Annotated in this window: 14 protein-coding genes; 9 read left to right on the top strand and 5 right to left on the bottom strand. The window is 39.8% G+C overall.

The window, feature by feature from the left end; all coding sequences use genetic code 11:
- Positions 1-6 precede the first annotated feature (6 nt).
- Together J4E76_RS14500 and J4E76_RS14495 are read right to left on the bottom strand one after the other, a co-directional pair.
- The gene (locus tag J4E76_RS14500; RefSeq protein ID WP_208505359.1) at positions 7-1,356 is read right to left on the bottom strand and encodes a PhoH family protein; all 1,350 of its coding nucleotides are present in this window, start codon (positions 1,354-1,356) and stop codon (positions 7-9) included.
- Between the two features lie 145 nt (positions 1,357-1,501).
- Positions 1,502-3,283 (bottom strand): sodium:solute symporter family protein, encoded by a 1,782-nt coding sequence (locus J4E76_RS14495; protein ID WP_208505356.1) that lies wholly within the window; start codon positions 3,281-3,283, stop codon positions 1,502-1,504.
- An 83-nt stretch (positions 3,284-3,366) separates the two neighbouring features.
- Here J4E76_RS14495 and J4E76_RS14490 point away from each other — a divergent pair, with 83 nt between their 5' ends.
- The 7 genes from J4E76_RS14490 (at position 3,367) to J4E76_RS14460 (ending at position 10,907) form a co-directional block, all read left to right on the top strand.
- A complete protein-coding gene (locus tag J4E76_RS14490) occupies positions 3,367-4,257 on the top strand; it encodes a sugar phosphate nucleotidyltransferase (protein WP_208505354.1) in 891 nt (296 codons plus the stop codon).
- Positions 4,257-5,264 carry a phosphotransferase enzyme family protein gene (locus tag J4E76_RS14485; RefSeq protein ID WP_208505353.1) on the top strand — a complete coding sequence of 336 codons (1,008 nt, stop codon included), beginning with the start codon at positions 4,257-4,259 and terminating at the stop codon, positions 5,262-5,264. The genes J4E76_RS14490 and J4E76_RS14485 overlap by 1 nt, the downstream gene beginning before the upstream one ends.
- Entirely contained in the window at positions 5,261-5,770 is a 510-nt protein-coding gene (locus J4E76_RS14480; protein ID WP_208505352.1) for a cupin domain-containing protein, read from the top strand. Before J4E76_RS14485 ends, J4E76_RS14480 begins: the two co-directional genes overlap by 4 nt.
- A 37-nt stretch (positions 5,771-5,807) precedes the next feature.
- Positions 5,808-6,128 (top strand): heavy metal-binding domain-containing protein, encoded by a 321-nt coding sequence (locus J4E76_RS14475; protein WP_208505350.1) that lies wholly within the window; start codon positions 5,808-5,810, stop codon positions 6,126-6,128.
- A 223-nt stretch (positions 6,129-6,351) separates the two neighbouring features.
- On the top strand, positions 6,352-7,071 hold the full coding sequence (locus tag J4E76_RS14470) for a hypothetical protein (protein ID WP_208505347.1): 720 nt from the start codon (positions 6,352-6,354) through the stop codon (positions 7,069-7,071).
- Entirely contained in the window at positions 7,072-9,273 is a 2,202-nt protein-coding gene (locus tag J4E76_RS14465; RefSeq protein ID WP_208505345.1) for a peptidase domain-containing ABC transporter, read from the top strand.
- Between the two features lie 29 nt (positions 9,274-9,302).
- Entirely contained in the window at positions 9,303-10,907 is a 1,605-nt protein-coding gene (locus J4E76_RS14460) for a vitamin K epoxide reductase family protein (protein ID WP_208505343.1), read from the top strand.
- A gap of 106 nt (positions 10,908-11,013) precedes the next feature.
- Here J4E76_RS14460 and J4E76_RS14455 read toward each other — a convergent pair whose 3' ends face one another.
- The 3 genes from J4E76_RS14455 to J4E76_RS14445 all read right to left on the bottom strand — a co-directional run bounded on the left by J4E76_RS14455 (position 11,014) and on the right by J4E76_RS14445 (position 12,426).
- Positions 11,014-11,247 (bottom strand): hypothetical protein, encoded by a 234-nt coding sequence (locus tag J4E76_RS14455; RefSeq protein ID WP_208505341.1) that lies wholly within the window; start codon positions 11,245-11,247, stop codon positions 11,014-11,016.
- Between the two features lie 540 nt (positions 11,248-11,787).
- Positions 11,788-12,030, bottom strand: a complete 243-nt coding sequence (locus tag J4E76_RS14450; protein ID WP_208505339.1) for a hypothetical protein — start codon at positions 12,028-12,030, stop codon at positions 11,788-11,790.
- Positions 12,031-12,192: 162 nt separating this feature from the next.
- Positions 12,193-12,426, bottom strand: coding sequence for a hypothetical protein (locus J4E76_RS14445; protein WP_208505337.1), 234 nt, complete (start codon positions 12,424-12,426; stop codon positions 12,193-12,195).
- Between the two features lie 213 nt (positions 12,427-12,639).
- Between J4E76_RS14445 and J4E76_RS14440 the strand changes: the two genes are divergently transcribed.
- Both J4E76_RS14440 and J4E76_RS14435 read left to right on the top strand, forming a co-directional pair.
- Positions 12,640-13,221 carry an RNA polymerase sigma factor gene (locus J4E76_RS14440; RefSeq protein WP_208505335.1) on the top strand — a complete coding sequence of 194 codons (582 nt, stop codon included), beginning with the start codon at positions 12,640-12,642 and terminating at the stop codon, positions 13,219-13,221.
- Entirely contained in the window at positions 13,211-13,912 is a 702-nt protein-coding gene (locus tag J4E76_RS14435) for a tol-pal system YbgF family protein (protein WP_208505333.1), read from the top strand. The genes J4E76_RS14440 and J4E76_RS14435 overlap by 11 nt, the downstream gene beginning before the upstream one ends.
- Positions 13,913-13,915: the final 3 nt, after the last annotated feature.

Genomic DNA, 13,915 nt, shown 5'->3' with positions numbered 1-13,915 from the left:
TATCTATTATAGCATCTCATTAGCCAAGTTGGCTAATTCTGAACGCTCACCTTTCTCTAGCGTGATATGGGCATAAAGCGGATGATCTTTTACACGATCTATCAAGTAGGAAAGTCCATTCGATTGCGAATCTAGATAAGGCGTATCAATCTGATTGACATCACCCGTAAAGACGATCTTGGTATTCTCACCAGCTCGAGTAATGACAGTCTTGATCTCATGTGGAGTCAAGTTCTGTGCTTCATCCACTATAAAGTAGATATTCGACAAACTTCTACCCCTTATATAGGCCAGAGGTGTGATTAATAGTTTCTCCTTGTTCACCATTTCGGTAATGGCCTTAAACTCTTTGTCAGTCTCCTTGTACTGATTTTGGATAAACTTCAGGTTATCCCAAAGGGGCTCCATATAGGGGTTCAGCTTGGATTTAATATCACCAGGTAAGTATCCGATGTCCTTATTACTCAAGGGAACGATCGGTCTGGCTAGATATATTTGTTTGAAGTCTCTACGTTGCTCAAGAGCTCCTGCCAGGGTGAGCAATGTTTTACCAGTACCCGCAACACCCTGAATCGTGACGAGTTTCACATCCGGATTCATGATGGCATGAATGGCGAAGGTCTGCTCGGCATTTCTAGGTTTTACCCCGGAAACAGGACGCTTGTCTACTCTTTCAATGACATCATCTACGGAGTTATGATAAGCGAGAATCGAGTTCTTGTCGCTCTTAAGAATGAAGTACTGATTGGGTAGTGATTTTTTGCGCTTCAGCACCTCCTTGGGAGTGAGAGTGCCATTTTCATAGAGGTGATTTATGATATCTGAATCGACCTTTTCGATTTCAATTGCGCCTTTTCTCAGTGAGTCGACACTTTTGACCTTGCCGGTTTCATAGTCTTCTGCACGCAGCCCCATGGACTTTGCTTTCAACCTTAGGTTAATGTCTTTTGAGACAAGGATTACGCTCCGATCCTGATTTTCTTCTTTCAAGCGCAGGGCGGCATTTAGAATACGGTGATCATTCTTTTTCTCACCGAAAACCCGATTAGCATCTAGCCCACTTTCTCCAGTACCAGCTTCCATTACTACTTTAAAACTCCCTCGAGTTTTTCCGTTGAGAGGAATCCAATCCTGAAGCGATTTGTCCTTGGCCAACTTATCAAGAAGTCGAGTGAATTCTCTGGCTTCGAAATTTTTAGTATCGTTTCCTTTTTTGAACTGATCTAGCTCTTCGAGAACTGTGATAGGGAGCCCAATGTCGTGCTCCTCAAAATTCATTATGGCATTGTGTTCAAATAGGATTACGGAAGTGTCAAGTACAAAAATCTTCCTTTCGGTCTTCTTAGCTCTCGGCATAGAGTAGTGATCAATATTTGATAGAACGTTGAATTAAGTTATGAAAAAATCGACTCAAACAAACGTATGACAGCGGCTTAATAATTAATTATTAAGCCGCACTTTTGAACGTGCTGGAAATGAAGTAATTAATCTTGCCAGTAAATTAAAACTTTAGCTTTCGCCATGTATTTCTGAGCATTAGAATAGCCGCCAAGGCAACGACTAAGAGGATTACGCCATTGGTCATTTTTCCATAAATGAACATTCCGGTAGAGAATAACGCGCTATAAACGGCTATTATCCCTAAAAAGACAGCCAGAATATCAATACTCGATTTCCCAGTACCTGACTCTAAAGCAATTCCTTCGTTTTTGGCAATCTTCTTAAAGCCATTCCAGCCGTTGCCATACGGCTTTGCCTTATTGAAAAAGGATGCCAAGGTTTTGTAGTCCGTTGGCCTTGTCATTAGTGTTACTACCACCCAGGCAACCGTGGTGACACCTACACTTAAAAGCAGTTTAAACTCTGGTTTGATCGAGGTCAAGAATTCCGGACCAATGTTCTCATTCAGCAGTAGAGCGAAAACAAAGGATACGATCATACCAGTAATTTCGGAGTAAGCGTTGATTCGCCACCAGAACCATCGAAGCAAGAAGATGGAACCCGTTCCGGCACCTATCGATAAGAGTATTTGGAATGCATCGTAAGCGCTTGAGAGTACCAAGGCAAAAAGCCCTGCCAAAACCATTAAGACTACGGTTGATATTCGGCCTACGTTTACCAGTTCTTTGTCAGAGGCTTCGGGTTTCACAAAACGTTGATAGAAATCAAAAGCCACGTAAGACGACCCCCAGTTCAAATGAGTAGAGATGGTCGACATAAAAGCAGCGATCAGCGAGGCAATAACAATACCGAGTAAGCCTTTTGGCAGTGTCAATAGCATGGCTGAGTAGCCTAGATCATGCCCCATTTTGCCTTCAGAAATATTTGGGAAAGCTTCTCTTATAGAAGCCAAGTCTGGGTAAACCACCAAAGAAGCTAAAGCGATTAGAATCCATGGCCAAGGTCTTAGCGCATAATGGGTAATATTAAATAGGAGGGTGGCAGAGACGGCATTCTTTTCGTCTTTGGCCGAAAGCATCCGTTGTGCGATGTATCCTCCACCGCCAGGTTCTGAGCCTGGGTACCAGACGCTCCACCATTGTACCGCAATGGGTATAATTAAAAGGGTTATGAATAATTCTTGGTTGTTGATATCTGGAATAAGACTCAACTTACTAGCAATCTCAGGTCTTTCGATAAGTGCCGTTAAACCTCCAACTTCTGGTAAGTTCACTATGTAAATTGCAGCGGCAATGGAGCCTACCATGGCTACTATAAATTGAAGAAAATCTGTCAAGATAACTCCTCGTAACCCGCCAAGAGAGCTATAGGCAACGGTAATCAATGAAGCATAGACTACAGTCTTCCAAGGTTCTAAGCCAAACATGACCTCGCCAATTTTTATGGCCGCAAGCGATACGGTAGCCATAATCATCACATTGAAGAATACGCCCAAGTAGATCGCCCTGAAGCCCCTTAAAAATGCAGCTTCCTTGCCACTGTACCGTTTTTCGTAGAACTCAAGATCTGTCAATACACCGGATCGTCTCCATAGTTTGGCATAGATGAATACTGTGAACATTCCCGTAATCAAGAAGGCCCACCAAGTCCAGTTTCCTGCCACTCCATTTTGTCTTACGATATCGGTGACAAGGTTAGGTGTATCGGCTGAAAAAGTGGTCGCTACCATGGAAACACCTAAAAGCCACCAAGGCATATTGCGCCCAGATAGAAAGAACTCTTTGGAGCTGGAGCCTGCTTTTTTGGAAACGCGAATACCTATGACTAAAAAGACTGCAAAAAATACAATGATGATTGTCCAGTCGAGGGAGGAGAGGTTCATATTAATCGAGTGTTAGATTGACTAGTCTAAAGTTTTTCATCAACTTCGAGGCAACAATATAGAAAGTTTTTTAGCAGGAAATTATGGATTTGACTTTAGTGGTTTTGGCGGCCGGCATGGGAAGTCGTTATGGTGGAAATAAGCAGTTAGATGGAATAGGGCCGAATGGCGAGATCATTATGGACTATTCAATCCACGATGCGATCAAAGCGGGATTCACCAAAGTGGTTTTTATCATCAGAACAGACCTGAAAGACGCTTTCGATGAGCATTATGCCGATCGTTTTAAGGGTAAGATCAAAATGGAATATGCTTTCCAGAACGAGTATACTGAGCATACATCCAAATATGAGGCTAACCGAAAGAAGCCTTGGGGAACAACACACGCTATTCTTGCTGCAAAGCACTTGATTAATGAGCCTTTCTTGGTGATCAATGCAGATGACTACTACGGGACTCAATCTTTTGGCGAAGCAGTCAGCGCAATCAAAGACCTTAAAGAAAACGAGCACCTCATCATGGGCTACGAGCTGGTCAATACCCTTTCTGACCATGGCACTGTAAATAGAGGGATCTGCCAGGTAGATGAAAACATGAACTTGACGGGTATCAAGGAGACTCTGTCAATCGGAAAAGATGGTGAAGAGATTTCTTATGAAGAAGATGGCCAACGTCATACACTTGATCCGAAAACGTATGTATCAATGAACTTTTGGGGCTTCCCAACCTCTGTACTTGATCAATTCGAAGAGAAATTTATTGACTTTGTAAAAGAGAACAATGAAGATCCTAAATCGGAATGCTTCATACCCGTTGAGGTGGATAATTTGATGAAAGAGGGTAAAGCCTCAGTAAAGGTAGTTCCTACATCGGCCTCTTGGCTAGGTGTTACTTATCAAGAGGATAAACCTCATGTAGTTAATGGTGTCAAGCAAATGATTGCTGACGGGATCTACCCGCAAGAAGTAAAGTAATGAAAGCTGCTTTAAAGGCACTTCAGGCATATAATGTTAAAGGAGTAATCAGCGGGATTGCTCCTTTTGGTTTAGGCCATATCAATGACTCCTATTTAGTTGAGACTGTAGACCAAAAGCTTCTTCTCCAAAAGCTCAATCGAAGTGTTTTTAAATCTCCTGAAAAGATTGAGTCAAACCTCCAAGCCTTGCTCCAAGCGGCTTCGGCACTTTTTACAAAGCACTATAAGACGGCCGAAGGTCTTTATCATACAGAAGCTGATGGTAGTTTTTGGAGGTTGATGGACTTTATTGAAGACTCCTATGCCCCAGAGACTGCGAATGGTTTGATCGAAGTTGAGAAAGTGGCAGAAGGCTTTGGAAGGTTTACAGCTTTTTCGAATACACTAAGACCGGAAAATTTTAAGGAAGCCATACCGCAGTTTCATAGCCTAAGTTGGAGGTTAGAACAGTTAGGGGAGGCCATTGAAAAGGATATTGCCGGAAGGCTAGAATCATGTCAGGACCTAGTTAAAAAAGCTAACTCTTTCAGGTGGATAGACGCTAAAATGGATGATCTGATTTCAAAAGGACTTCCGTTAAGAGTGTGCCATAATGATACTAAGCTTAACAACTGTCTGTTATCTCAATCTGACCATAGCTTTCGTTATATCATTGATTTAGATACGTTAGGCCCTGGTTATTTGCTCTATGATTTTGGTGATCTCATGCGAACCACGCTTTCACCTACAGAGGAAAATGAGCATGATGAAAACTTGATTGAGATAAGAAAGGACTATTTGGATGTCCTTCTCATTGGATTTAGTAAAGAGTCTGGATCCGTTCTGACTGACATAGAAATTCAGAGCTTGACATTTGGTGGACTTTACATGACTTATATAATGGCCATTAGGTTCCTCGCGGACTTTTTGAACGGAGATACTTACTATAAAACCTCCTTTGAAGAGGAGAATTTCATCAGGGCAAGAAACCAATTGAGGTTGTTAGAATTAATGAATGAGCTATGACAAAGGACGCTGAATATTGGATTGAAAAGCTGAATCTCCAAGCACATCCAGAAGGCGGATACTTCAATGAGACTTATCGATCGGAAGAGAGTGTTAGAAAAAGTGTATTACCCGAGAGGTATGGTTCTTCAAGGACTTTCGGTACATCCATTTACTTCCTTTTGACTACCAAAAGTGTATCAAATTTTCATAGACTTAGCTCTGACGAAATTTGGCATTATCATCAGGGTGGTGTCGCTATCATTCATATGATTTCAAAAAATGGTGAGCTTACCTCAAGTCGAATTGGCTCGGATCTAGAAGCAGGAGAATCTCTACAAGTTATTATCCCTAAGGGAACTTGGTTTGCTGCTGAAGTTGTGAAAGAGGTTTATATTCTAGTAGGATGTACTGTAGCGCCCGGCTTCGAATTTGAGGATTTCGAATTAGCCGATCGGGATAGCTTGACATCCGCTTATCCTCAGCATCAAACTTTGATTAGACGTTTTACGAACAATGGAAGGTGACTCGGTCACTATTTAAAAATTGAAAACCAATTATTGAATGATACTTACAACGACAAATACTATTGAAGGCCATGTAATTACAGAGTACCATGGTGTAATCACAGGTGAGGCTATTATTGGAGCCAACTTGTTTAAAGACATTTTTGCAAGCATCACTGACTTAGTCGGTGGTCGATCAGGTTCTTATGAGCGTGTCCTTCGCGAGGCAAAAGAAAATGCTATGATGGAATTAGAGCATCACGCCAAGGGGCTCGGTGCAAATGCAGTAGTGGGCATTGATTTGGACTATGAAACCATTGGACATAGTAGCAGTATGCTAATGGTTACTGCTAGTGGTACGGCTGTTACCTATAAATAATTGCAGCTCCTGACAAGGACAAATGTTTTCTATCCCAACAAAAAAGGCGCCTTAGGCGCCTTTTTTGTTGGCCTGTTGCAAGCAGATTTTGTGATACAAAAAAAATACCTTTTCTCTGATGACCTTTTTGTGGACTTGGGAATAAACCAACGTTCGCTCTCAAAAACTTAATCACGAAGATTTTGAGAGCTATTCTGACTTACGTCTAACAAACTAAGGTGCAATGTCAATAGAAACAAATAATGATAGTGTCAACGAGTATTTGAGCAAACCACCTCATTGGCTTGTGGGAAATGGGATAGCCTTGATCTTCATGCTGATTGTTGTTTTCTCCGTAATCTCAATGTTTGTCGAGATCAATCGATCCGATGACCTCTTTTTGTCATTAGAATCAGAAGAGACCTCACTACCCATCCATATTGAAGATCATTACTTTTTATCTCAAATAGTCGCGGCTTCTGGCGACTCTGTAACAAAAGGGACACCTGTCCTTAAGGTAGTTCGACTTCCTTCGGAAAAGGAGTTAATGGCCTTCAAGAGTAGGCTTGCGAGTAATTTGAGTGCTAATAGGGAAGAGTTCAATGAACTATTCGATAAGGAGAATCCGGTATCCGAGAAGTTAATCAGTGCAGAGATAAATGGAATTTTCATCTATGATGAAATTACCTCTAGAGCATTCGTTCTACCGCACCAAATGGTTTTCAGAGCGAGTTTCAAAATAGACAGACAGGCTAATCATTCCTTTAAAGATGGACATAACCTGATGCTCAGGTTAACAGATGGTGAAAGCCTGACAGCCAGGGTCAATAGTAGCGGAGAAAGCCTACAGATAGAATTCATCATGCCAAGATCACTTACTGCTGAGGAGATTCAGAGTAGAAGGCTAGTGGCCAGCCTGATCTCAAAACAAAGTCTTTGGGCAAGTTTAATTGAAAAACTATAGATGAGTTTGCTGAGAAAGAGTAAATACACATATTATAGACAGTCTGATTCCAATGATTGTGGCCCAACCTGTATTAAGATCGTTGGATCTTTCTATGGTAAGCGTCTGTCTTCGGACCAGCTGAAAGGCAAGGCTGTACTTGGTGAAAAGGGCGCTTCACTCAAAAACCTTAGTCGATCGGCCGAAGCCGCTGGCTTTGAAACACTTTCGGTAAAGACTGATTTCGATTCTTTGATCAAAGATGCTGAACTGCCACTTATCGTTCACTGGCAAGACAATCACTATGTGGTTGTGACCAAAATGACACAAAAGCAAGTCACGATTTCTGATCCGGCTCGAGGGAAAAGAGTACTTTCAAAGAATGGGTTTCTAAAAGGATGGCACAATGCCGATGAAGTACCCACAACTAGTCAAGAAGGAATTGTACTCTTTCTTAAGCCAACAGAGGCCTTTTATGAGCAAACAGATGAACCAGATCGTAAGGTCACTATTTGGTTTTATGTAAAGTACTTGAAGCCTTACAAGAAATTGCTTTTTCAACTTCTAATCGGTTTGCTGATTGGAAGTCTCTTCTCTCTGCTGATGCCAATTTTAACCCGAACACTGATTGATAGGGGTGTGAATGGCAAAGATCTAAATATGGTCTATTTGGTCTTAGCGGGACAGTTGATGCTTTTCTTTGGCAAAACATCAATAGACCTGATTAGGAGTTGGATTATTCTTCATTTTTCAACTCGGGTGGACATATCTATCATATCTGATTTCCTAGGTAAGCTGATGCGATTGCCTATTGCCTTTTTTGATAAAAAGCATGTGGGAGATGTTCTACAGCGCATGAGGGATCACACCCGTGTCAAAATGTTTATGACAGGTGCACCATTGAATATTCTGTTTTCAGTATTCAACCTTATCATTTTGAGTTTTGTAATGCTCAACTATAGCCTAAAGGTCTACCTGATATTCTTGGTTGGAAGTATTGCGTACATCGTTTGGGTAATACTCTTTCTTAAGAGAAGGAAGGAGATTGATCATGAACGTTTTGCCGAATCTTCTAAAAATCAAAGCAAAGAAATACAGCTCATCCAAGGCATGCAAGAGATTAAACTAAACTCTGCCGAAATAGAAAAAAGAAGGGAGTGGCAAGATGTTCAGGTAGGCCTATTCAAGATTAGTATCAAGAGTTTGATTCTGGAGCAGTATCAAAGTGCAGGCAGCAATTTCATTAATGAACTCAAAAATATCTTAATCACATTTATCTCGGCCAGAGAAGTGATTGAGGGCGATATGACCTTGGGTATGATGATGGCCATTACACAAATTATTGGTCAGATGAATATGCCTATTATCCAGTTTGTTGGTTTTATACGACAAGCTCAAGACGCTAAAATAAGCTTAGAAAGGTTAAATGAAATCCATGAACGAGAAGATGAAGATGAGAATAAGAGCGTCCTGAAGATTCACAAAAAGGCCAGTCTTCATTTTAAAAATTTGTCATTCAAATATCATGAGGATCATCCAAAATGGGTGCTTGATGGCATCGATCTCACCATTGAGCAAGGTAAGACCACCGCAATAGTAGGTGCAAGCGGCAGTGGAAAAACAACCTTGCTTAAACTTTTACTCAAATTCTATAAGCCACAGGAAGGCAATTTCCTGATTGATGATCAAGATTCTGAAGTGGTGAGCAATGATGCATGGAGAAAGTGCTGCGGTGTGGTAATGCAAGACGGTTTCATCTTCTCAGACAGCATTGCAAAGAACATTGCAGTGACAGGTGGTAAAATAGATCAGGAGAGGCTCAGACAGGCGGCTCGGCTAGCAAGTATTGATGAATACATAGAAGAACAGCCCAAAGGTTATAAGACTAAACTCGGACATGCCGGTACGACCTTAAGCAATGGTCAGCGACAACGTATTCTAATTGCTAGAGCGATCTATAAGAATCCTGATTACCTCTTCTTTGATGAGGCGACAAGCTCATTGGACTCCAATAATGAATCCATTATTACCACTAATCTACAAGAGTTTTCAAAGGGGAAGACTGCCGTAGTGATAGCACACCGGCTGAGCACCATAGTCAATGCCGATAAAATTGTAGTGCTCGAAAAAGGCAAGATTGCCGAGCAAGGGACACATAAACAGTTACTCGAAAAAAGAGGGCTTTATCACAAGCTAGTAAAAAATCAGTTAGACCTCAATTAGATAGTTTAACACAAACAAAAAACATGATCATGCGCGATTTTAATGATGATTTTCTGTACAGGTATTTAAAGAAAGCGAAGGTGCCGTATATAAAAAAAGAAGTGGCTAATTCTATGCTTGATCACCCTGGTGTACCAAGCCTAAGAGCAGTAAGCGATACGCTAGAGAGTTTAAATATCAGAACCATGGCTGTCGGACTTAATTCAGATGATCTAGATCAGGTCGATTTTCCGGTTATTGCTCATTTTAAAAGAGGGCATGGAGAATTTGTTCTTTTGGAATCAAAGAAAGAAGATAAGGTTAAGTATTTCCAACAAGGAAAATTACTCGAAGAGAACCTGGAAGCCTTTGAAAAGAACTGGTCTGGTACAACGCTACTGCTAGAAGCTCCAGAAAAGAGGAATATAGAAAAGCAGAAGACCTACTATTGGAATAAATATGGAAAACTAACCTTATCTCTTTTAGCCGGTTTGATGCTGTCAACTCTCGCAGTCTTGGGTGTTACTTCGGGTTCATTGAACTTTGGGATTTATTTAAGTGCCTTACTTGTACTGAATCTTTCAGGTCTAGGGCTTTCTATTTACTTGTATAATATCCACCTCAATAAGTCAGTCCAGAGTGATACTTTCTGTAAAAAGACAAAAAATGTTGATTGTACTGCTGTACTATTTTCCAAATGGTCAAACCTCTTTGGTGTATTTAATTGGGCTCAACTTGGCATTGTCTATTTCTTTGGACAGTCGCTAAGCCTTCTATTGGGGCTTATGAGTACCGAATTACTTGGTCCTTTACTAATTATACACTCAATCCTTACCATATTAGCCGGCAGCTTTTCACTTTACAGCATTTTCTTACAGGCCTTTGTGATTAAAAAATGGTGTTCCTTATGCCTAGTTTGTCAAGGGATAATTCTAAGTACTATTGCAATGAGCCTTTACCAAGGCATGCCATCCAGTTTTGGGTTTAGTGGTGTGTCACTAATTGTATTAGGTTTTAGCTATTTATTGGGCCTCATACTCACGCTTGAATATGCAACGAAAACTGAATTGGAATCAACTCTTGAGACAAAGAGTGTGCAGTTGGCCAAATTCAAAGGAGATAAAGACATTTTTCAAGATCTACTGAAGCGACAGAGAAAAGCACCTGACTATAGCCAGCTGAAAGGCATTATTTCTATAGGGTATGAGGCTGCTCCTAATGAAATTCTAATGGTTGCTAGTTTGCACTGTGGACCTTGTTTAAGAATGTACCAAGATCTGACAGAGCTTATAAAAAAACAGCCTGAGAAAGTTAATCTCAAAATAATATTCACTATGCCGAGAGTTGGTGAGTTAGAAGATATACCAATTAATGCTCGGCTTATTGAATTAGCGTCTACAGAGAGTGAGGAAGTAGTAATAAGAGCTATTGACTCCTGGTATGCATCGATAGGTAAGAAAAATGGAGAGTTGGAGTGGTTAGCTCAAAACACGACTCGTAACCCTTTGATTGAAGGACAACTTTTGTCAGTTGTCAAAGGTCAGCAAAGGTGGTTAGCCGAAGGAATGATTTTCAAGACACCAACAGTGTTCTTTAATAATTACGAACTACCATCAATATATGCAGAATCAAAATCTCTAATTCATTTCATATGATTTTAGAGTCTATCGCTCATACACCTGTCAAACCGAATTTTTTGGTATGAAAGGATTTTAAACCTTTGAAAGTGTGTTTTTAAGGCACCTTCAAAGGTTTTTAACTCTACTGAATTTCACACTCTGTAAGAGCATTACCACAAGCGGTGTCTAAACAGACTTCCCAAAATGGTGTCCCCGCTATTAGAGCACCACAAATAATGGCGTTAATAAAGAAATTTTGGTAAATACACTCGACTGGTAAGGCCAATAAGCAGAAGTGATAGAGGTTTCCTCCCATTACTTCAGAAGATTCAGTTTGTGAAATCTCCTTGTTTTTGAATTTTTCAAAATTGTTCATAATTTTTGTTTTAATGGTTATAAAATTTATTTAATACCATTAATACCTCAAGAAGTAAAAACGTCATCACTTGAGTTTTTGAATTACAAAAAAAGCCGTCATTATTTGACGGCTCTCGACTTTAATTGAAACTTAGGTTATTGTATAAAACAAGTGTCATATGCCTGATCACATGAATCATCTAAGCATGCATTTCGAGCTTCTTGGTCTACCATATTCCAACATTGATAATAATCAGCAAAAAAGTTGAATTGGTGCATGATGCAAAATGCATCTGGACCAGAGATTGTAAGGCAATCAGTGTAATAGTCACCACCCATTATTTGAGATGATTCCACTTGAGAGATTTGTCTAGTTTTAAATTTTTCAAAACTGTTCATAATGATTGTTTTAAATGGTTATAAAATATATTTATCACCATTAATTCCTTTTTCTGTTAATAGGTCATCGCGGAAACTTGATTCTTACCTCAAAGAGAAATTCAATCAAAAAAAGAGGCCAATTTAAATTGGCCTCTAGATGCGAATATGTCTTGTGATTCTATTGAATCAAACATTCGATAATAGCAAAGTCGCAGGCCATATCTAGGCAGGCGAAGAATGCTCCAGATGACTGATCAAGGTCATAGCAGTTATTATATGAAGTGTTATAAGAATATGCCATAGTGATACAGCCTGCTGCAGGACCTGAAACCCCGAGGCAATCTTGGAAGCCTCCACCAACAGTATTGTTGACTTCTGATTCTCTAATCTTCTTGTTGTTAAATTTTTCAAAACTGTTCATAATGATTGTTTTTAATGGTTATAAAATTTATTTATACCATTTATTCCTTGAGTCAGAAAAGGTCATCGTTTAACTGATGAATGATTGAAATTTCAGATGTAAGTGTATAGAAAAGGTCACCCCAAAGGAGTGACCCTAAATAGTGTCCTATCAATTATAGGATTATTCAATTACACAATAATTCATCGCTAGATCACACATTTGATCCCAACAAACGAATTTGGCATTTCCTTGAAGGCCAAAACAATTGTCGCCTATAAGAACCTGATATGTCCAGCTTAGGCAGAATCCACCTGGCCCAGATGCGTTTAGGCACACTTGATAGTCCCCACCCATAATTTCAGAGGATTCTTTTTTGGAGATTTGTTTGTTGTTGAACTTTTCAAAATTGTTCATAATGATTGTTTTTAATGGTTATAAAATTTATTTATCACCATTTATTCCTTGACAAATCGAAAAGTCACCATGATCTTTCTTTTTTTAATAATACCTTCATGTCCGATGTATAGGCTGACTACATCTTAGGGCAGATTGCTTCTGATGAGGATGACTTTTAATCAAAAGTAAGAGGCTTCATTGCCATTTACATCGTTAATCAAATAGGGGTACTTGAGTAAGAATATTCTAGATAGGGATGTAATTGAGGTCATCAAGAGTGGGGATGAGCACTCGAGAAATCAAGCATTTGCATGGCTTTATAAACGTCATTTTAAAGCTGTTTTGAAGTATGTAACGCTTAACAGTGGTTTAGAAGATGATGCGGCTGATATTTTCCAAGACAGTTTAGTGATATTTTATCTTAAAGTCAGAAAGGGTGAATATCAATATGAGAGTAACATAGGGACTTATTTGTATGCCGTAGCTAGAAACCTTTGGCTTAAGAAACTTAGAAAAGCCCGGTTTGATTTGACTAAGCTTCAGCTTGATCAGAGCTATACTTTTGATGAAGAGTCAATTATTCAAAATTCTCAGCTCACAATTAGAGAGGCATTGGAACATCTGGGTGAAGCATGTAAGCACTTACTTATAGATTTTTATTATAATAAAAAGTCTATGGCAGAGCTGATGGAAATCCATAAACTGGGAAGTAACGAGGCTACAAGAAATAAGAAATACAGATGTATGCAGCGGCTGATTACATTTGTTAACAAGAATAAAATCAAAAGATCAGACTTTTCAGATGAACAGTGAAGTAGACATAGCCTTGTTGGAACAATATTTAGCTGGAGAAATCGAGCGGTCTCAGGTTTTGACACTTGATGGTAAAACTGTTTCTGATGATGTTCTTCAAGTAGCTATCAAAGATTATAAAGAGACTGTTCTTCATTTGGAAGGGGCTGCGTTAAAGAATCAACTCAAAGGTTTACATGAGACATTAGACCTTGACGAAAAAAAGAGTGCCTTCCCTCGTTGGCTTGCTGTGGCAGCTTCCATAGTGCTGATTGCTGTTTTTGGAATCTTGATTTGGCAGAATAACAGAGCATCTGAATTCTCAGATTACTTTGACCACTTTGATCAACTTGTGACCTATAGAGATTCAGACTCAACGGATTATTCTGCAGGCTTGGAAGCTTATACACTTAGGGATTATGACAAAGCATACAGTCTACTGACAAGTGTAGACGGTCTGAATAATGAGTTAAAGTTCTACCAAGCTGTGAGCGCATTGGGTAGCGAAAGATATGACGATGCGATTGCTCTTTTCGAAACTTTAGGGACTAGCTCATCAAATAAGTACTACCAACAAACTAGGTGGTACCTGGCGCTTGCCTATTGGCAAGTTGGCTTAGCAGGCAAGGCCCGAAATCTCTTGAAAGAAATTGATAATGGTGAATTTATGTACCAAGAATCACTGAAACTGATTGATGAATTAAGGGATTAAGTA

Origin of the sequence: Roseivirga sp. E12 (assembly GCF_017592825.1) — a bacterium.
Lineage (GTDB): Bacteria > Bacteroidota > Bacteroidia > Cytophagales > Cyclobacteriaceae > Roseivirga.
This window is presented reverse-complemented; position numbering and strand designations above follow the sequence as displayed.